16 protein-coding genes are annotated in these 20371 nt (G+C 62.4%); 12 read left to right on the forward strand and 4 right to left on the reverse strand.

What is annotated here, in order from left to right:
* Positions 1-101: 101 nt before the first annotated feature.
* Together CLU88_RS04220 and CLU88_RS04225 are read left to right on the forward strand one after the other, a co-directional pair.
* A complete protein-coding gene (locus CLU88_RS04220; protein ID WP_099655519.1) occupies positions 102-737 on the forward strand; it encodes a GntR family transcriptional regulator in 636 nt (211 codons plus the stop codon).
* 191 nt (positions 738-928) lie between these two features.
* Complete coding sequence (locus CLU88_RS04225) at positions 929-2818, forward strand: long-chain fatty acid--CoA ligase (RefSeq protein ID WP_099655520.1); 1890 nt, start codon at positions 929-931, stop codon at positions 2816-2818.
* Between the two features lie 12 nt (positions 2819-2830).
* Here CLU88_RS04225 and CLU88_RS04230 read toward each other — a convergent pair whose 3' ends face one another.
* A complete protein-coding gene (locus CLU88_RS04230) occupies positions 2831-3934 on the reverse strand; it encodes a saccharopine dehydrogenase family protein (RefSeq protein WP_099655521.1) in 1104 nt (367 codons plus the stop codon).
* Positions 3935-4082: 148 nt separating this feature from the next.
* Between CLU88_RS04230 and CLU88_RS04235 the strand changes: the two genes are divergently transcribed.
* A complete protein-coding gene (locus CLU88_RS04235) occupies positions 4083-4559 on the forward strand; it encodes an Lrp/AsnC family transcriptional regulator (RefSeq protein WP_099658639.1) in 477 nt (158 codons plus the stop codon).
* A gap of 203 nt (positions 4560-4762) precedes the next feature.
* Here CLU88_RS04235 and CLU88_RS04240 read toward each other — a convergent pair whose 3' ends face one another.
* Positions 4763-5350 (reverse strand): lysophospholipid acyltransferase family protein, encoded by a 588-nt coding sequence (locus CLU88_RS04240; RefSeq protein ID WP_099655522.1) that lies wholly within the window; start codon positions 5348-5350, stop codon positions 4763-4765.
* Positions 5351-5643: 293 nt separating this feature from the next.
* Here CLU88_RS04240 and dusA point away from each other — a divergent pair, with 293 nt between their 5' ends.
* Positions 5644-6648, forward strand: a complete 1005-nt coding sequence (dusA, locus tag CLU88_RS04245) for a tRNA dihydrouridine(20/20a) synthase DusA (RefSeq protein ID WP_255410637.1) — start codon at positions 5644-5646, stop codon at positions 6646-6648.
* Between the two features lie 52 nt (positions 6649-6700).
* On the opposite strand, the gene CLU88_RS04250 is transcribed toward dusA, so the two are convergent.
* A complete protein-coding gene (locus CLU88_RS04250) occupies positions 6701-9415 on the reverse strand; it encodes an EAL domain-containing protein (protein ID WP_099655523.1) in 2715 nt (904 codons plus the stop codon).
* 303 nt (positions 9416-9718) lie between these two features.
* Between CLU88_RS04250 and CLU88_RS04255 the strand changes: the two genes are divergently transcribed.
* The 3 genes from CLU88_RS04255 to rsxB all read left to right on the forward strand — a co-directional run bounded on the left by CLU88_RS04255 (position 9719) and on the right by rsxB (position 13124).
* Entirely contained in the window at positions 9719-10792 is a 1074-nt protein-coding gene (locus tag CLU88_RS04255) for a GTP pyrophosphokinase family protein (RefSeq protein WP_099655524.1), read from the forward strand.
* A gap of 224 nt (positions 10793-11016) precedes the next feature.
* A complete protein-coding gene (locus tag CLU88_RS04260) occupies positions 11017-12420 on the forward strand; it encodes a polyhydroxyalkanoate depolymerase (protein ID WP_099655525.1) in 1404 nt (467 codons plus the stop codon).
* Positions 12417-13124, forward strand: coding sequence for an electron transport complex subunit RsxB (rsxB, locus tag CLU88_RS04265; protein WP_099655526.1), 708 nt, complete (start codon positions 12417-12419; stop codon positions 13122-13124). Before CLU88_RS04260 ends, rsxB begins: the two co-directional genes overlap by 4 nt.
* A gap of 68 nt (positions 13125-13192) precedes the next feature.
* Here rsxB and CLU88_RS04270 read toward each other — a convergent pair whose 3' ends face one another.
* Entirely contained in the window at positions 13193-14680 is a 1488-nt protein-coding gene (locus CLU88_RS04270; RefSeq protein ID WP_099655527.1) for a methyl-accepting chemotaxis protein, read from the reverse strand.
* Positions 14681-14927: 247 nt separating this feature from the next.
* On the opposite strand from CLU88_RS04270, the gene dapC reads away from it, so the two are divergent.
* From dapC to prmB, 5 genes are all read left to right on the forward strand, one after another.
* On the forward strand, positions 14928-16133 hold the full coding sequence (gene dapC / locus CLU88_RS04275) for a succinyldiaminopimelate transaminase (RefSeq protein ID WP_099655528.1): 1206 nt from the start codon (positions 14928-14930) through the stop codon (positions 16131-16133).
* A gap of 5 nt (positions 16134-16138) precedes the next feature.
* On the forward strand, positions 16139-16972 hold the full coding sequence (gene dapD, locus CLU88_RS04280; RefSeq protein ID WP_099658641.1) for a 2,3,4,5-tetrahydropyridine-2,6-dicarboxylate N-succinyltransferase: 834 nt from the start codon (positions 16139-16141) through the stop codon (positions 16970-16972).
* A 95-nt stretch (positions 16973-17067) separates the two neighbouring features.
* Positions 17068-18228 (forward strand): PilT/PilU family type 4a pilus ATPase, encoded by a 1161-nt coding sequence (locus CLU88_RS04285; RefSeq protein ID WP_099655529.1) that lies wholly within the window; start codon positions 17068-17070, stop codon positions 18226-18228.
* Positions 18229-18269: 41 nt separating this feature from the next.
* Entirely contained in the window at positions 18270-19463 is a 1194-nt protein-coding gene (gene dapE / locus CLU88_RS04290; RefSeq protein ID WP_099655530.1) for a succinyl-diaminopimelate desuccinylase, read from the forward strand.
* The gene (prmB, locus tag CLU88_RS04295; protein ID WP_099655531.1) at positions 19460-20371 is read left to right on the forward strand and encodes a 50S ribosomal protein L3 N(5)-glutamine methyltransferase; all 912 of its coding nucleotides are present in this window, start codon (positions 19460-19462) and stop codon (positions 20369-20371) included. Before dapE ends, prmB begins: the two co-directional genes overlap by 4 nt.

The raw sequence follows: 20371 nt of genomic DNA on the forward strand, positions 1-20371 counted from the left end.
GGTGCGTAAAACGGCGCGAGGGCTGGTCCCGATGTGGCGGCGAGTTTACATCATTCATAATTATTGATTCAAAATATTCCAGCCAGCTTACAATCCGGGCCATGTCTGCTGTCACCCTTACTCCCCGCGCGCTTTACGAAGAAGTTGCCGAGCAATTGCGCCAGCGCATCTTCCGGCGCGAGCTGCAGCCCGGCAGCTGGATTGACGAGCTCAAGATTGCGGAAGAGTTTGGTATCAGCCGCACCCCCCTGCGCGAGGCGCTAAAGGTGCTGGCCGCCGAAGGCCTGGTCACGATGAAGGTGCGCCGTGGCGCCTATGTGACGGAGATGAGCGAAAAAGACCTGCGCGACGTGTACCACCTGCTCAGCCTGCTAGAGAGCGACGCCGCAGGCGTTGTGGCCGAGCGTGCCACGCCCGAGCAGCAGCAGACCCTGCAAGCGCTGCACGCCGAGCTGGAAGGTGCTGTGGCCGACCGCGAAAAATTCTTTGCCGTCAACGAGCGCTTTCACATGCTGGTGCTGGAGATGGCCGACAACCGCTGGCGCAGCCAGATGGTGGCCGACCTGCGCAAGGTGATGAAGCTCAACCGCCATAACTCGCTGTTCAAACAAGGGCGTATCGAGGACTCGTTGGCAGAGCACCGGGCCATTCTGGAAGCCATGCTGGCGCGAGACGCAGCCGGCACCATGCAGGCCATGCAGACGCACTTTGCGCAGGGGCTGGAAGCCGCTACATAAAGGCTGACGTGAGCGGGCCAGGACCTGCGCAGCATTCCTGAGCACAGCAGTCATTGCAGGACGTAACGAAGCCTGCACGGTGGTTATCATGCCCGGCACCCAAAATTAGGGTTTGTACCAAGTCCTCTCCGAGCACACGGTCCATCCGATGCGTGCAGAGAGCCTCCCGGCGCCCCGCTTTCCTCCGCCCCATGACACCCTCCCCTCGCGACATCGCCAGCGTCCAGACGCTCCCCCAACTCCTGGCCTACCGCGTGGCCAGCACCCCTGAGGGCGAGGCCTATCGCGCCTTCAACCCGGCCACCCATGCCTGGGAGAGCTGGAGCTGGCAACACACGTCATTGCAGGTGCAGCGCTGGTCGGCGGCCATTGGCGCCATGCAACTGCCCCAGGCCGCCCGCATCGCCATCCTGCTGCCCAATGGGCTGAACGCACTGTGCGCAGACCAGTCCACCTTGGCTACGGGCTGTGTGCCCGTGCCGCTGCATGCCATCGACAACCCCGGCAGCATTGCCTACATCCTGGCCGACTGCGAAGCTTCGATGCTCATCCTGGGCCAGCGTGCCCAATGGGACAAGATATGCGCTGTGGGCACGCCCTTCCCGGCCCTGCGCGCGGTGGTGTTCACGGATGAGGATGCCCCCGCAAACGAGGCCAGCGCGGCAGACAAGGCTGGCGCTTCAATGCCGCTGGACGGCCCCTTGGTCGGCTCACTGGCGCAATGGCTGGAGGGGGCGGACCAAGCCCCCTCGCTGGCCCAGTGGCCCACTCCCACACCCCCAGGGGCCGATGACCTGGCGGCCATCGTCTACACCTCTGGCACCACCGGCAAGCCCAAGGGCGTGATGCTGACGCACCGCAACGTGGTCAGCGATGTGAAGGCGGTGCTCGAGCGCATTGCCCCCACGGCGCAAGACGTATTCCTGTCGTTCCTGCCGCTTTCGCACACGTTTGAGCGCACGGGTGGCTACTACCTGCCCATTGCAGCGGGCAGCTGCGTGGCCTATGCCCGGTCAGTGCCGCTGCTGGCGGAAGACCTGCGCACGGTGCGCCCCACGGTGCTGGTGTCCGTGCCCCGCATTTACGAACGCATCCATGCCAAGGTGCAAGAAAAGTTGTCGCGCTCGCCCTGGAAAATGCAGCTGTACGAAGCCGCGCAAAGCAAGGGCTGGGCACGCTTTTGTGCCGCGCAGGGCCTGCCCGCCCCTGCCCCGGACGATGCCAAGGCCGCAGGCTGGATGGCCGCCCTGCCCTGGCCCTTGCTGCGCGCCCTGGTGGCTGCGCCGCTGATGGCCCAGTTTGGTGGCCGCGTGCGGGTGGCGGTGAGTGGCGGCGCCCCTCTGTCACCCACCATTGCCAAGTGCTTTTTAGGGCTGGGCCTGCCGCTGATCCAGGGCTACGGCATGACGGAGACATCCCCCGTGGTGTCGGTCAACGCGCCAGAAGACAACGACCCCGCCTGCGTGGGCAAGGCCCTGCCCGGCGTGGAGGTGCGCATTGGCGAGAACCGCGAGCTGCAGGTGCGTGGCCCCATCGTGATGAAGGGCTACTGGAAGCGCCCAGAGGACACCGCCAAAATCTTGAACGCCGACGGCTGGCTGGGCACGGGCGACCAGGCGGACATCGTGAACGGGCGCATCTATATCAAGGGCCGTATCAAGGAAATCATCGTCACCTCCACCGGCGAAAAGGTCCCGCCGGGCGACCTGGAGCTGGCCATGCTGGCCGACCCGCTGCTGGAGCAAGCCTTTGTGGTGGGCGAGAACCGCCCCTTCATTGCCTGCGTGGCCGTGCTCAACCTGCGGGAATGGCAGCACCTGGCCGCCGACCTGGGGCTGAACCCGCAAGAAGCCGACAGCCTGCAGCACCCCAGCGTGCACCGCGCCGTGCTGGCCCGCATTGAAAAGAACACCGCCAGCTTTGCACGCTACGCCGTGCCCCGCGCCGTGCACCTGACGCTGGCGCCCTGGACGATTGAGAACACCTTCATGACGCCCACCCTCAAGCTCAAGCGCACCAACCTGATGGGGCATTTTGAGCAAGCGATTGAAGGCATGTACCAAAAGCCCGGCGGGCGTTGACGCACTGAGGCCTTAGAGCACCAGCGCGCTATCTCCCGCATAGGCCACTCCAAACCGGTTGGCCACAAAGTCTGCCAACGCCACCGCCTCTTGCCCCACAAAGCCTTGTTGCGGCAACCGGCCCTGGGCGACCAAGTCCAGCGCCGTGCAAATGCCTGCGGCAGTGGTGAGCTGGATGGCGCTGAGCCGGTGCCCCGCCAGCTCGGTGCCCACAATGTGGGCCGAGTACGACTCTTGCAGCAAACGCCCACCGCGCAGGCCCGAGGCGGTGGCGAACACCACGATCACGTCCTGATCGGTGGTGGGAATGGCTGTCTCCAGAATGTCCTTGAGCAAATCGCGCCGCTCGCGCAGGCGCAGGTCGTTGAGCAGCAGCTTGAGGATGGCGTTGTGGCCTGGGTAGCGGATGGATTGGTAGTCCACCTGCCGGGCCTTGCCTGCCAGCGTTTCGGTAAGCGTGCCCAAACCACCCGAGGTGTTGAAGGCCTCGTACTCCACGCCGTCCAGTGCAAAGGTTTCCAGGCCTTCGAGGGCAGGCACGGTGGTGCGCACGCCGTCCACAATGGCTTCGCAGGGGTTGCAGTACTCGTTGATGAGGCCCTCGGTGCTCCAGGTCAGGTTGTAGCGCAAGGCGCCCTGCGGGTAGCGCGGCAGTGCCCCCACGCGCATGCGCAGCGTGTGCAGGGTGTCAAAGCGCCGGGCCAGGTCGTTGCCCACGATGCCGATGAACCCAGGCGCCAGGCCACATTGGGGCATCAGCACGCTGCGGGCATTGGCCGCCAGGGCGCGGATGGCCTGGGTGCTGGCAACGTCTTCGGTCAGGTCAAAGTAATGCACTCCCGCTGTAGCGCAAAGCGTGGCCACCGGCACGGCGCGGTGAAACGGCAGTGCGTTGAGCACGGCAAAGCAGCCGCCGATGGCGGCCTGCAGGCTGGCCTCATCCGTGGCCAGTTGGGTGGACACCCCCAGGGCAGCCGCCTCGGCCAGGCGCGCTGGGTCGCGGTCTACCACCAGGATGTCGTAGTCGCGGGTGTGCTGCAGCAACAGCACCATGGCAAAGCCGATGTGGCCAGCGCCGAGGATGGTGATGGCGCGACGGGTGGAAGTGGTGGCCATGGCAGTGCTCCTGGTGTGGGCTTGCGGCATGCCCGCAAGCCGGTGTGACAGATGCCCTGATGCTAGGCAACGGTGCTGTCAATGTGTAGCAGCCAAAGCGTCGAAAGATGGGTTTTGTTTTGTCATAACGGCGAATATCATGGCCACCATGACGTTTGAACCCACCCTACCCGCCTCCCCTCCAGTGCTGGACGCCACCGACCGCCAGTTGCTGAGCCTGCTGCAAGCCAACGCCCGCGAGGGCACGGCCCAGTTGGCGCGCAAGTTGGGCCTGGCACGCACCACGGTGGTGGCGCGCATTGCGCGGCTGGAGCGCTCGGGTGTGGTGGCTGGCTATGGCGTGCGGCTGGGCACCCGGCTCGATGCCACCACAGTGCGGGCCTGGTGCAGCATCAGCGTGCTGCCCAAGGCTGCGCCCGCCGTGCTGCGTGCACTCGAGGCGATGGCCGAGGTCGAAGAGGTGTCGGCCGTGAGCGGGCCGTTTGACTACCTGGTGTTTTTGCGCTGTGGCAGCCACGAGCAGCTCGACACCTTGCTCGACCGCGTGGGCCAGCTCGATGGCGTGCACCAGACGCAGACCAGCATCGTGCTCAGCCGCAAGATTGATCGCAGGCAAGTAGGGTGACATCCCCCTGATCGGCTGCGCCGCGCCCCCCTTCTCTCGACTCGCTGCGCGCATCGAGAAGGGTGAGGCGCCAGCGCGGCAGCTCTGGCCTGGGCCGCGTCAGTCATGAGCAGCACGCCCGCAATCAAACGCTGAACGCTATGAATATTGAAGCTACTAGCGCTTATCCAGAAAGCGCTAGAGGCCCATTTTCATGCAAACCCTCAGGCCTCGAACTGCGTTGGGTTCTTGCCCTGGATGGGGGCATAAAACGCCTTGATGACGGCCATGTCGGCCTCCAGATCGCCTGTGGGCTCGAACACAGGCCCCAGCCCGCCCACCTTGCGGCCATAGTCCACAAACGCCAGCACGATGGGCACACCAGCCTGCTGGGCGATGAAATAAAACCCCGTCTTCCAGTGCCGCGTTTTGCCGCGTGTGCCTTCAGGGGGCACGATGAGTTGCATGGGCCCCTGGGCATCCCGCATGGCCTGGGCCGAGCTGGCAACCAGGTTGTTCGATTGTTCCCGGTTCACCGGGATACCGCCCAGCCAGCGCATCACGCCGCCAAACGGCGCCTTGAACAGGCTGTGCTTGCCCATCCAGTACACCCTCAGGCGCAGTGAAAAGGCGAGCATCAGTGTGTAAGGCAAGTCCCAGTTGCTGGTGTGAGGGGCGGCAATCAGCACGCACTTGGCAGCGTGGGATGGCAAAGCGCCTTCTACCCGCCAGCCGGTCAAGCGCAAAGTGGCTACAGACAGGGCGCGCAGCAAGGTGTTGACCACCGGGGTGTCAAAAATGGTGTGGTGCATGGACAAAAGGGAAACGCCCCTTGATAGGGCTCTGCTGCAAGTATCGCCGAAACGTTTTGCGACATTTCGCAAGGAAAAGCCACCGGAAGAGCAAGCCATTCAGCTATCAAAAAAATAGCTGTTAGCGCTTTCAGGTAAAGGCTTGGGTGGCATTTTTACCCACAACATCCCCTGCGTCGCATCTGGGCTGGTGGGATAATCCGCCCCTGCACACAGGGATGGCAGCCTTGCTGCCTCCCCCTGGCGTGCCACTTCGCCGCCACGCTCACCTTGTTTTTTCTTACTTGAATCCTGTGGAAACCAAACATAGCCCCTGGCGCATGTCCATCGCCCCCATGATGGACTGGACGGACCGCCACTGCCGCTACTTTCACCGCCTGCTCACCCAGCACACCCTGCTGTATACAGAAATGGTGAATGCAGGGGCCATCATCCACGGCGGCACCGAACGGCACCTGCGCTACAACGCCGAAGAACACCCTGTGGCCCTGCAACTGGGCGGCAACGAACCTGACAAGCTGGCCCAGGCCGCGCGCCTGGGCCAGGAATGGGGCTATGACGAGATCAACCTGAACTGCGGCTGCCCCAGCGACCGTGTGCAGCGCGGTGCATTTGGCGCCAGCCTGATGAAAGCCCCCCAACTGGTGGCCGACTGCGTAAAGGCCATGAAGGACGTGGTGGCTGTGCCCGTGACGGTGAAGCACCGCATTGGCATCGACAAGGACGAAAGCTACGGATTTGTGCGCGACTTCATCGGCACCGTGGCGAACGCGGGCTGCACGGTGTTCATCGTGCATGCGCGCAATGCCTGGCTACAAGGCCTGAGCCCAAAGGAAAACCGCGATGTCCCGCCGCTGCGCTACGAGGTGGTGCACCGTCTCAAGGCCGAGTTTCCGCAGTTCACCATCGCCATCAACGGAGGCATCACCACCGATGCCGTGGTGCAGGAACAGCTGGAGCACTTGGACGGCGTGATGATTGGCCGCGAGGCCTATCACAACCCCTGGTGGCTGGCACGCTGGGACGCGCTCTACTACGGTGGCGCGCCCTGCCCCCTGAGCCGCGACGGGGTGGAGTTGGCGATGGTGGAGTACATGGAGCGCGAAGCGGCGTTGCACGGCACACCCTGGGCCCACATCGCCCGCCACATGCTGGGCCTGCGCCACAGTTTGCCGGGGGCACGCATCTGGCGCCAGGTGTGGAGCAACCACCTGCTCAAAGACCGGCCTGCACGCGAAGTGTTTGCCCTGGCCCAACAGGCGGTGGCAGACTCCTTGGCCAACCACCAAGAGCATTGAGCATGGCCTGCTGAACGGACCTGGCAGCCCAGTCCGCAGGCGCTACGTGCCGCTATGCGCCAAGGCCTACTTGCTTGTCCAGCCAGGCTCCCAGTGGCTGCGGGCGCCCGAACAGATACCCCTGCAGGCATTCGCAATGGCTTTGGATGAGGAAGTCTGCCTGCGCCTGCGTCTCAACCCCTTCAGCCACGACCCGCAGCTTCAGGTGACCGGCCACCGCCAGGATGGATTGCACGATGGCCGTATCGTTGGGATCCCCCGGGGTGTCCTGAACAAAGCTCTTGTCAATCTTGAGTTCGTACAGTGGCAGCCGCTTGAGGTACGCCAAGCTGGAATAGCCGGTACCGAAGTCGTCAATGGAAAACCGCACACCCAACTGCACCAGCTCTGTCATGCGGGCGATGGTGTCGTCCAGGTTCTCGATCAGCAGGCTTTCGGTCACCTCCAGGATCAGCAACTCGGGCTTGGCGCCGGTGGCGGCCAGCACATTGCGGATGCGCTCCACAAAGTCTTCCTGCCGAAACTGCCGCTCGCTCACATTGACAGAGATCGACAGCGCCTGCCCTTGGGCCTGCAGCTTGGCCAGGGCATCGCAGGCCTGGCCAATCATCCAGTCGCCCATGCGCAGGATGAGCCCTGATGCCTCCGCCAGGGGAATGAAGCGGCTGGGCGGCACGTTGCCGCGCTCGGGGTGGTTCCAGCGCATCAGCAGCTCGCCGCCCACTACGGCGCCCTGGGCATTGACCTGGGGCTGCACATACACCGCCAATTGCCCTTCGATTGCGGCTTTCTTCAGGTCTTGCTCCAGCGCTAGGCGCTCTTGCACATCGGCCTGCATTGCGGCTTCATAAAAACGGATGCGATTGCGCCCCATGTCTTTGGCGCGGTACATGGCTGTGTCTGCTTCGCGCAGCAGGTCTTCGGTGCCCTCGGCTTGCTTGGGAAACAGCGTGATGCCGATGCTGCTGGTGCTGCTGTAGAGATGGGTCTGGATGCTGTAAGGCACTTCCAGGGCGGCGCGCACGGTTTCGGCCACAAGCAACGCTGCCCGGCCTGCCCCTTCGATGTCAGTCCCCAAATGCCCGATCAACATCACAAACTCGTCCCCACTGAGGCGCGCCACCGTGTCGCCCGGACGCAGCAGGCTGAAAAGGCGCTGCGCCACCTGCTTGAGCATGGCATCACCCACCGTATGGCCACGGGCATCGTTGATCTGCTTGAAATTGTCCAGATCGACAAACAGCACCGCCCCCATCTGCTTGGATGTTTGTGCGGCCGCGACGGCCTGCTCCATGCGGTCCATCAGCATGCGGCGATTGGGCAGCTGGGTGAGCGCATCAAAGTAGGCGAGCTGGTGCGAGCGGGCCTCGGCATTTTTGCGCTCGGTGATGTCTCGCGAAAGCGCAATGAAACACGGTGGCTCTCCGGGTCCCTCCCCGGGCTTGCGGGCTATGGACAACTCAAACCAATAGGGCTGGCCTTGCAAGTCCAGGCGAAATTGATGGCCTGCCGAGTAGCCTGTGGCTGTGGCCGCCTGAATGGCAGCGCGGCAGCCAGCCGCGGCGTCAGGCTGAACAATGTCCTCCAGCTGCATGCCCACGAAGTGGCGGGCTGGCTCGGCCAGCGGGGCAAGGTGCCCGCTGCGGCAGTATGCAATGCGCCCATCGGGGCCGATTTCCATGAGCAAGTCTGGAATGGCGTTGAGTGTGCTGGCCAACTCGTCGCGCGCGCCACGCAGCTCAGCCGTCATGGCATAAGCCAAGGCCTCGGCCCTGGCACGGCCCGTGGCCAGCAACCAGGCAAACCAGCCCAGTACCACGCTGAGCAATGCGCCAATCAATGCCGACAGGTGGTGCGTCTCGTACTCGTAGCGGTCTTCAAAGGCAGGCAGCGGTACCATGCGCAGATTCCAGGTACGCCCCCCGAACAGCATGGGGCGAATGGCCTGGCGTTGTGCCTGCCCGTGCTCAAGGCGGGCATCGGTGTACAAGTGATTGCTGCCGTCCTGGGCATCGCCGTCCAGCACATCCAGGCCGATGTCAGAGTCAAACTCTCTGGACAGCCCGGCAACCACCTCTGCCAAATGAAAGGGGGCAGACACCCAGCCCAACAATGCGGCACGGCGCTGTTGCAACGTGTCCAGTGCGGCACCGTTGGCATAGATGGGGAGATACATCACCAAACCCCTGGCCCCCCCCGCCGGTTCGTCTTGCGCCAGCGGCAACAAGGCGGACACCGCCAGGGCTCCCGTGTCTGCCGCACGGTCCAGCGCCTCGCGGGCCGCAGGAACCATATAGGCATCCAGCCCCAGAACACGCTGGTTTTCGGCATCCAGGGGCTCGATGTGGGTGACTGCAGCATAGGTGGGCCGATCACCCGGCGGGCGCACGGTGTACTGGGGAAAGCCGCGCTGTCGCATGTCCTCAATGTGCGACGACAGAGACGCCGCGGGGAGCTTCAAAATGAGCGATATTCCCTTGAGCCCCGGGCGAGTCTCTTGCAACTGCAGTGAGCTGACATAGGAGCGAAACTCCTGCCGGTCAATGCGCTCAGAGCCCTCGAAGTACCCGCGCGTGCCGCGCAAAACCATCTCATAGGTGGCCATGCGGTCAGCCAGGTTGTAGCCGATGCGCTCCGCCGCGACCTGAAAGTTCACGTCCCGCCGCTCTCTGCTGCCACGCTCTTCGCTTCGCCAGTGGGCATAGGTCAGACTCAACATCACCAGCGACAGCACAGGCGCCAACACCCAGCCCCAGCGGCGCTGCATGGCTGAAGCAGGTTCCGGCAAGGGGGGTATTGCTTGTGGGGGTGGGAGCATCGTTCGGTCTAGGGGCCGAACCAGCCTTTTGGCTGGCACGCAGCAAACAGCATAGCCGCTTGCATCAGCGCATTATCAACAGGCCGAGATGGCCAAGACATGATTTTTTACAATGTGTGCGCATCTACGGCACGGGCTGGTGCCGTGGCTGTGTGGCGAGTGTGTACGCTATCCCAGCCCGATGGGCAGCTGCAGGGGGAGCCCCAACCAAACACAGCGCGCCCGCCAAGACAAACCTTAGAACATCGCACCATGTCGCAGATTGATTTGGAATTCGAAGAATCTCAGTTTCGAGCCTTTTATGCAGACCACCTGCCCCAATTGCAGGCGGCATGCGCTGGTGTGATCCACACTTTGGAGCAGTTGGTGGCGGCTGCTCCGGGGATAGAGGTCTCCAAGGTAGAAGGCCGCGTCAAAGACGTTGAAGAGTGCATTCGCAAGTTCCGCCGCAAGTACAGGGCGGCCCTGGAAGAGAGCAACACACCGTATGAAATCCAGCCATGGATCACCGACTTGATCGGCGTGCGGGTGGTGTGCCTGTATGAAGACGAGCTGGAAAAAGTGGCCCAACTCGTGCAGTCGCACTATGCCGTGATCGAGGTCACCAACAAGGCTGCAGCCGTGGAAAGCACGGAGACCGAGTTTGGCTACAAGGGCCTGCACCTGGACCTGCGTGCCAAAGCCTCCTCAAAAGCCCAGGTTGAATCAGCAACAGAAGCCCCCTGGCCTTTTGAGCTGCAGATCCGCACCATCATCCAAGACTCTTGGAGTGTGCTGGACCACAAGATCAAGTACAAAAAATCCATTCCGGGGCAGCTCAAGCGGCGCATCAATGTGCTGTCGGCGTTGTTTGAGCTGGCAGACCGCGAGTTCTTGCAGATCCGCGATGCCACTGCGGCAGAGTTGCTGCAGGCGCCAGACGAAACCGCAGAGCCCGCGACCGAAGCGCAGCAAGATGCCCTGCAAGCGCCCAAGGCGTCGGCACTGGGCAGCGAGCTCAACGCGTTCACCTTCCTCAAGATTGCCAACCACTTTTTCAAAGACTTCGAGTTCGAGGCCTCCAAGGTGGACAGTTTTGTGGCCGATATCCAGCTGTGGCAGCCTGGAATGACCCGCTCGCAATTCAATGAACTGCTGCGCCACACCATTGGCACCGTCAAGCGCTACAAGCAGCATTTTGAAGAGCAAAACCCACAGGCCTCGTTCAACCCGTTTACGGTGATGCGCCACTGCCTCTACCTGGGCCAAAAGGGCCAGTTTCGCCCGGCCTTGCGCAATGTGGCGCGGCAGGCCTTTGAGAGCTGGCTGCAAGAAAACCAGACCTGAACGCTTGGCAAGGCCTAGTTCATCAATAAAAATGCCGCTAGCGCTCTATACAAAAGCGCTGGAAGCTATATTTTTTATAGCAAAATGCCTTATGCATGGGCAGGTAGCATGGCATTCACGGGCGCCAATCTGTCGCAAAGGCGACTCGCGATTGGTGGTTTTACTCCATTCCTTTGTTACGGAGTGCTGCTATATTGCACTGCAACATAACGGAGTTTCGCCCCATGCTCTACCAGATCTACGAAACCCAGCGCTCCCTGATGGAGCCCTTTGCTGACTTTGCGCAAGCAGCATCCAAACTCTTCAGCAATCCGGTTTCGCCGTTCAACCGGATTCCGCTGGCTCAACGCCTGTCGGCTGGCTACGACCTGCTGTACCGCCTGGGCAAAGACTACGAGAAACCCACCTTTGACATCCCCAGCGTAGATGTGGACGGCGTGGGAGTGGCGATCCATGAGCGCATTGAGCTGGACAAGCCATTTTGCGAACTGCGCCGGTTCAAGCGCTTTTCCGACGATCCCGCCACCCTGACCAAGATCAAGGGTCAGCCGGTGGTGCTGATCGTGGCACCGCTGTCTGGCCACTACGCCACACTGCTGCGCGACACCGTGCGCACCATGCTCAAGGACCACAAGGTCTACATCACCGACTGGAAGAATGCCCGCCTGGTGCCGCTGTCCGAAGGTGAATTCCACCTGAACGATTACGTCAACTACGTGCAGGAGTTCATTCGCTACCTGCAAGGAAGCTATGGCAACTGCCACGTCATCAGCGTGTGCCAGCCCACGGTGCCCGTGCTGGCCGCTGTGTCCCTCATGGCCAGCCGGGGCGAGACCACGCCGTTGACCATGACCATGATGGGCGGCCCCATTGACGCCCGCAAGTCGCCCACATCGGTGAACAACCTGGCGATGAACCGCAGCTTTGAATGGTTTGAGAACAATGTGATCTACCGGGTGCCAGACAACTTCCCTGGGGCTGGTCGGCGCGTGTACCCCGGCTTTTTGCAGCACACCGGTTTTGTGGCGATGAACCCTGATCGCCACGCCTCCAGCCATTACGACTATTTCAAAGACCTGATCAAAGGCGACGACGCCAGCGCCGAAGCCCACCGCAAGTTCTACGACGAGTACAACGCTGTGCTGGACATGGATGCGGATTACTACCTGGAGACCATCAGCACCGTCTTCCAGGAGTACAGGCTGGTCAATGGCACCTGGGATGTGCGTTCGCCCGATGGCAAGGTAGAACGGGTGCGCCCCCAAGACATCACCACCACCGCCTTGTTTACGGTAGAGGGCGAGCTGGACGATATCTCCGGCTCGGGCCAGACAGAGGCCGCCCACGACCTGTGCACCGGCATTGTGCGCAAAGAGCAACGCCATCTGGAGGCCAAAGGTGCTGGGCACTACGGCATCTTCAGCGGCAGACGCTGGCGCGAACTCGTGTACCCGCAGGTCAAGGCGTTCATTGTGGAACACCAGTTGAGCGCAGCCCCGGTGAGCAAGACGGCGACCTCTCGCACAGGGGCGGCAGCACCGGCCCCCGCAGAATCGGCAACGGCTGCAGCCGTTACGTCAGCCCCTACCCAGCGATCCCGCCGAGCCACCTCGGCACGCAAGGCTTGAGCCCTGCCCAGCCCGCCACAGCGGGCATCGCCACCACCGCCGAGCTGGCGCGCCGCATCGATGCGGCGCTGCCCCAAACCCAGTGCACCCGCTGCGGCTACCCGGACTGCGCTACCTATGCGCAGGCCGTGGCCGTGGGCGCAGCGGGCATCAACCAATGCCCACCCGGCGGTGCGCAGGGCATCGAGCGGCTCGCAGGCATCATGGGTGTGCCACCGCTGGCAATGAACCCTGAGCACGGACAAGAATCGGTTCGTGCCGTGGCGTTCATTGATGAAAACTGGTGCATCGGCTGCACGTTGTGCATCAAAGCCTGCCCCACCGATGCCATCGTGGGCGCCAACAAGCTGATGCACACGGTGATAGAGCCGTATTGCACAGGCTGCGAGTTGTGCGTGCCCGCCTGCCCGGTGGATTGCATTGAGCTGGAGAGCGTGACCGGCGACCGTACCGGCTGGGCCGCCTGGAGTGCCGAGCAAGCCAACGAGGCGTGCGAGCGTTACGCCGCACGCCAACAGCGCCTCGCCCAAACCGGGGCGCAGGATGAAACAGCCGCAGACATCCGGCGCAGCTTGCTAGAAGAAGACGCGCCCCCTGCGAATGCACCTGCGGAGCCACCATTGCAGGACGCAGCGGCCACTAGGCGCGCAGCGATTGCCGCAGCCATGGAGCGCGCAAGACAATTGCGTGCGGGCGGCAGCTGAAGCGAGTCGACTCCACCCAGCCAGACACACTGACAAGTTCTGGCCTGCCCTCTGCCCAACTAGCCAAGCTACCGGGCTGCTAAGGTTTTGTAGACGCCACACCCCACATACCAGTCGTCTACCTGGCTGACGAACGACATCTTGGTCTGCACAACCCCAGTGGCGGGATTGGTGATGTCGTATTCCACCCAACCGGGCCCTTGCTGGGCCTGGGTCACGATGTCGGACACCAATTGGTCCCCGGCAATGCCCGGAATGTCTTGCACCCGCGTGCCTACTTTGGCGGGGTTGCCTCCAAAGGCCAGGTAGCGTCCCGAGTCATCGAGCACGAACACATACATGTCGCGGTCATGGAAGCCTGCAGCCTTGTCCGTGATCCGGCCCAGAAACTGCTCGCGCGGGCTGGAGCGGCGCAATGCCACCGCCTTGCGCACCAGCGCTACCGCCTCTTCCGCCGTGCCCTGTTGCAGCCTGAAGGCTGCCACCGCCTGGTTCAGCGTGCTGGCACGCTGCTCCAGTGCCTCGGCCTGCTGCACGGCCAGCCCCACCATCTGCGCGTTGTCCTGGGTGATCTGGTCCAGCTGCTGCACCGCACCGCTGATCTCTTTGAGCCCCGTGCTTTGTTCGTTGCTGGAGTTGGCAATCTCACTCATGCTGGCGGCCACACTGTGGATGCCCCCCGCCACGGCCGAAATCCCTTCGCCTGCGGAGCGAATCAGGCCCGCGCTGTCTTCCACCTGCCCCACTGAAGTCTGGATCAGGTCACGGATCTCGCGGGCCGCCTCGGCGGAGCGCTGGGCCAGCATGCGCACTTCACTGGCCACCACCGCAAAGCCCCGGCCCTGCTCGCCCGCGCGGGCAGCCTCCACCGCAGCGTTCAGGGCCAGGATGTTGGTCTGAAAGGCGATACCGTCAATCACGCCAATGATCTCGCTCATGCGGCGTGCACCCTGTTGGATAGCCTCCACGGATTGCACGGCTCGGCCCATGGCCTGGGCACCGCTGTCTGCGGCCTGTCGCACCTGGGCGGCCTTTTGATCGGCGCTCAGGGCTGTGTGGGCATTGTTTTGCACGGTCGAAGACAACTGCTCCACGCTCGCCGCCGTTTCCTCCAGGTTGGCAGCCTGCTGCTCGGTGCGGTCGGCCAAAGCCCGATTGCCTTGCGCCAAGCTTTGCCCCGCATGGGCAACCAGCGCCGCATTGCTGCGAATGTCTGCCACCATGGCCGAAAGTTTGTAGACCATCTGGTCTAGCGAACGGGCCATATCACCCATCTCGTCACGGCCTTGCAGGCTGGCGTGCACGGTCAGGTCACCCTGGGTCGTTTTGCGCATGGAGCCAGCCACCGCCTCCATGTCCTGGGCCAGGCTGACCCACAGCGCCAGTTGCACATACAGCATCAGCGCACAGGCAATGGCCGTCAGCCAATACGGTGCAGAAAGCCCCGCCAACACCACGGCCAGTAAGGCCAGCACAGTACCCCATGCCACTTTGCCAGGCCAGCGCATGCGCCGCATCAGCTGCAACCCCGGGCTCAATGGAGAAAACGCCGCCATGTCTTTTGTCCCTTGTCTCTATTTGTGTGTGGGCCATGCTAGGAGGCCGCTCTTACGCTCGGTTGACGAAAGGCGAGGTGGGCGGGTAAACGATAGGCCACAGAAACCACAACTCAACCCAAACCCAGCCCCAAGGTTTTAATCACGCCGTCTGGGTGAGACTGGAGAAACGCCCCCAGTGCCCACCCGCAAACAGCCTTCCATGACGCAATCAAGGTAGTGCATGCATCCACCATAATGCAACCCCATGAATTCCCTGCTCTCTCACTTGCAGCCTTATCCGTTCGAAAGGTTGCGGCAACTTTTCGCTGAGGTCACGCCTCCAGCCCACTACTCACCCATCAGCCTGGGCATGGGAGAGCCTCGCCACCCCACGCCGCAATTCATCAAAGACACACTTTGCAACAATTTGGAGGGGTTGGCTAGCTACCCCGCCACCGCAGGGGATATTCGCCTTCGCACGGCATTCACCGATTGGATTGCCCGCCGTTACCAGCTTGCGCTGAGCCCAGCCACCCAGGTGCTGCCTATCAATGGCTCCCGCGAAGCCCTGTTTGCCTTTGCGCAAACGGTGGTGGATGCAGCCCAACCCGACCCTGTCGTGGTATGCCCCAACCCGTTCTATCAAATCTATGAGGGCGCTGCTTTGCTGGCGGGGGCGACACCCTACTATGCGCCCAGCGATCCGGCGCGCAACTTTGCGGTGGATTGGGACAGCGTTCCGCAAGAGGTCTGGAAGCGCACACAGCTGATTTTTGTGTGCTCGCCCGGTAACCCCACCGGGGCTGTCATGCCACTGAGCGAGTGGCACAAACTGTTTGCGCTGAGTGACCGGTACGGCTTTGTGATCGCATCGGACGAGTGCTACAGCGAGATCTATTTCCGTGACGAGCCGCCGTTGGGTGGACTCGAAGCTGCTCACAAGCTGGGGCGCCACGATTTCAAAAACCTGATTTCCTTCACCAGCCTGTCCAAGCGCAGCAACGTGCCAGGCCTGCGCAGCGGTTTTGTGGCGGGCGATGCGGCCCTGATGAAGAGCTTCTTGCTCTACCGCACCTACCACGGCAGCGCCATGAGCCCTATCGTGCAAGAAGCCAGCATTGCCGCCTGGGCCGATGAAGAGCATGTGGTGCAAAACCGCGCCCTGTACCGCAAGAAGTTTGCCCAGGTCACCCCGCTGCTGGCGGGCGTGATGGAGGTGGCGCTGCCCGACGCCGGCTTTTACCTCTGGGCCAAAGTGCCCGACGCACTGGGCATGACCGATGCCGAATTCGCGAAGGCGCTTTTGGCTCAATACAATGTCACGGTGCTGCCTGGCAGCTACCTGGCCCGCGAGGCCCAGGGCAGCAACCCCGGTGCCCAGCGCGTGCGCATGGCCCTGGTGGCCGACACCGAAGAATGCGTGGAAGCCGCGCTGCGCATCGTCCAATTCATCCAATCCCGTACTGCTTGAACAACATGAGCCAACAACTGCAAAACACCATTGAAACCGCATGGGAAAACCGTGCCAGCCTCTCCCCAGCATCCGCCCCCAAGGAAGTGGTCGATGCCGTGGAACAGGTGATTGCCGAACTGAATAACGGCACCCTGCGCGTGGCAACACGTGAAGCCGTCGGCCAATGGACCGTGCACCAATGGATCAAGAAGGCTGTGCTGCTGTCCTTCCGCCTCAAAGACAACGAAGTGATCCAGTCGGGCGACCTGACCTTCTACGACAAGGTGCAAACCAAGTTTGCGCACCTGAGTGCCGATGAACTCAAGGCCACTGGCGTGCGCGTGGTGCCTCCAGCCGTGGCACGCCGTGGCAGCTACATCGCCAAGGGCGCCATCCTGATGCCTTCTTACGTCAACATCGGCGCCTACGTGGGCGAAGGCACCATGGTGGACACCTGGGCCACCGTGGGCTCTTGCGCACAGATCGGCGCAGGCGTTCACCTGTCGGGTGGCGTAGGCATTGGTGGCGTGCTGGAGCCACTGCAAGCAGGCCCCACCATCATTGAAGACAACTGCTTCATCGGCGCCCGCTCTGAAGTGGTCGAAGGCGTTGTGGTCGAAGAAAACTCGGTGCTGGGCATGGGCGTGTACCTGGGCCAAAGCACCCCCATCTTCAACCGCGCCACGGGCGAGATCAGCTATGGCCGCGTGCCTGCTGGCTCCGTGGTGGTCAGTGGCAACCTGCCCAAGACGGCCGCCAACGGCGCGCCTTACAGCATGTATGCCGCCATCATCGTCAAGCAGGTCGATGCGCAAACGCGCTCCAAGACCAGCATCAACGACTTGCTGCGCGACTGATTTCGCCCACCTGCGACGCGCCCGCGTGATTGCCGCCGAAAACTTGAACGAAGCCCGCTGAGACTGTTGGCAGACCGATACGAGAGGGATACACCATGAGTACGATGGAGCGGATTCTTCGCCTGATGAGCGAGAAAAAAGCGTCAGACGTTTACCTGTCTGCCAACGCCCCGGCGCTGATCAAAATCAACGGCGAGTGCATCCCGATCAACAACCAGATTCTTCCGCCGGATGCACCACGCAACCTGTTGTCTGAAATCGTTCCCGCAGAACGCATCGAAGAGCTGGAAGAAACGGGTGAGTTGAACATGGGCGTGCCGCTCAATGGTGTGGGGCGCTTCCGCGTCAGCGCCATGCGCCAGCGTGGCAGCTACGCGGTGGTGATTCGCTTCATCTCGCAGCAGATCCCGGAGTTCTCTACGCTGAACCTGCCACCGGTACTCACCGAGCTGATCATGGAGAAGCGCGGCCTGATTCTGGTGGTGGGCGCTACGGGCTCTGGCAAGAGCACGACGCTGGCGTCGATGATCGACACGCGCAACGCCGCCATGTCAGGGCACATCCTCACCATCGAAGACCCTGTGGAATACCAGTTCCGCAACAAGAAATCGATCGTGAACCAGCGCGAAATCGGCAGCGACACCCAGTCACTGCAAACCGCGCTCAAAAACGCGCTGCGCCAGGCCCCCGATGTGATCTTGATCGGTGAAATCCGCGACCGCGAAACCATGTCCTCGGCCATTGCCTATGCGCAATCCGGTCACCTGTGCTTGGCCACCCTGCACGGCAATAACAGCTACCAGGCCCTCAACCGCATCTTGAGCTTCTACCCCGTGGAAGTGCGCCCCACCATGCTGGGCGACCTGGCCTCAGCGCTCAAAGGCGTCATCTCACAGCGCCTGGTGCGCACCACCGACGGCGGCCGCGTGCCAGCGGTGGAGGTGATGCTGAACACCAAACTGGTGTCTGATCTGGTGGAAAAAGGCGACTTTTCTGGCGTCAAAGAGGCCATGGAAAAATCCATGGCCGAAGGCTCGCAGACCTTTGAAGAAGCGCTGGCCCACCTGATCGTGGAAAAAAAGATCGACCGCAAGGAAGGCATGGCCTACGCGGATTCACCAACCAACCTGATGTGGCGCCTGCAAAACGACTTTGCCCTGGCCGCCAATGCCGCCAAGGCGCAAAAAGAAGCCCGCGACACCCCCGATGACCAGCCCTCGTTCACCGAGATCGTGCTGGACGTCAAAGGCGGCTGAGCCGCAACGGCACAGCGCCCCTCGAAACCTTGTGATTGCCAATGACCCGTACCCTGCAACTGGCTGAACAGCTGATCTCCCTGCCCTCCGTCACACCTTTGGACGAGGGCTGCCTTGAACTGCTGGCAGCGCGCTTGCAGCCCCTGGGCTTTGTGTGTGAACGGCTGGACAGTGGCCCCGCAGACTTTCGGGTCAGCAACTTATGGGCAAAAAGGCCTGCAGCGCCGTCCGCAAAAGCGCAAGCCGCTATCAAAACCATAGTATTCGCAGGCCATACCGATGTGGTTCCCACGGGTCCCTTGGCCCAGTGGAGCAGTGACCCGTTCACGCCGACGCACAAAGACGGCAAGCTGTATGGCCGAGGCGCCAGTGACATGAAAACCTCAATCGCCGCCTTTGTGGTGGCGGTCGAAGAGTTTCTGACGGCTTCGCAAGATGCGCCCCTGCACATGGCCTTCTTGCTGACCAGCGACGAGGAAGGCCCATCCGTCGACGGCACCAAGGTGGTAGTGGAGCAGCTCAAAGCGCGGGGCGAAGTGCTGGACTATTGCATCGTGGGCGAGCCCACCTCGGTCGAGCGCACGGGTGACATGATCAAAAATGGCCGCCGTGGCACGCTCAGCGGCAAGCTTACCGTGCGTGGCATTCAGGGCCACATCGCCTACCCGCAACTGGCGCGCAACCCCATTCACCAAGCCATGCCAGCTCTGGCAGAGCTGGCAGCCACCGAGTGGGACCAAGGCAATGCCTTCTTCCCGCCCACCAGCTGGCAGGTCAGCAATATCCACGGCGGCACAGGCGCCACCAACATCATCCCGGGTGACGTGGTGATCGACTTCAACTTCCGTTTTTCGACCGAATCCACCGCCGACGGCCTGCAGCAGCGTATGCACGCCGTGCTGGACCGCCATGGCCTGGAATACGACCTGCGCTGGACGCTGGGCGGGCAACCCTTCCTCACCACGCCGGGTGAATTGGTCGAGGCAGCGCAGCAAGCCATCTTGGGCGAGACGGGGCTGACCACCGAACTGTCCACCACTGGCGGTACCAGCGATGGGCGCTTCATTGCCCAGATCTGCCCTCAAGTGATTGAACTCGGCCCGCCCAACGCCACCATCCACAAAATCGATGAGCATGTGGTGGTGGCCGACATCGAGCCACTCAAAAACATCTACCGCCGCACGCTGGAAAACCTGCGCATCCAAGCCCTGGACCGTGCGGCGGTGGCCGCATGAGCGCCCCCATCACACTGTCTGCCCTCGTCGCGCAGGCCGCACACCAGCTGCAATCTGCAGGCCTGGCGTTTGGCCATGGCACCACCAATGCGCAAGATGAGGCCGCCTGGCTGGTGCTGTGGCGCCTGGGCTTGCCACTGGACACCGACTTGTCAGAGGCACCCGATTCCGAAGCGCAGCGCCTAGTGTCGGCCGACGAGCAGGTCGCAGTGGCCGCCTTGCTGGAGCAGCGAATCCATACCCGCAAACCAGCCGCATACCTGACCCAGGAGGCTTGGCTGCAAGGCGTACCGTTCTACGTGGACGAGCGCGCCATCGTGCCGCGCAGCTTCATTGCCGAGTTGCTGGCCGACGGCAGCATTGACGACTTTTTGGGCGAACACACGCACCGTGTGCTGGACCTGTGCACCGGCAACGGCAGCCTGGCTGTGTTGGCGGCCATGGCTTACCCAGACATTGAAGTCACCGGCGCCGACATTTCGCCCGATGCTCTGGCGGTGGCGCGCATCAACGTGGACAAGCATGATCTGGCGTCACGCATCACACTGCAGTTGTCAGATGGCTTGTCCGCGCTACCCGGTCCTTGGGATTTGATTCTGTGCAACCCGCCTTACGTCAACGCCCAAAGCATGTCTAGCCTGCCCGCAGAATACCGAGCCGAGCCGGAGCTGGCGCTGGCGGGTGGCACTGACGGTATGGACTTCATCCGCCAACTGCTGCAAGACGCCCCATCGCGCATGACCGAGCATGCCGTGCTTGTGCTGGAGATCGGCAACGAGCGCGAATTCTTTGAAGCAGCCTTCCCCACATTGCCTGTGTTTTGGCTGAATACCAGCGCGGGTGAAGACCAGGTTTTGCTGGTGACTCGGCAGGCCTTGACCGCCCAATCCCGGCTCACGGCACAATAG

The organism is Acidovorax sp. 56 (assembly GCF_002749705.1).
GTDB lineage: Bacteria > Pseudomonadota > Gammaproteobacteria > Burkholderiales > Burkholderiaceae_C > Acidovorax.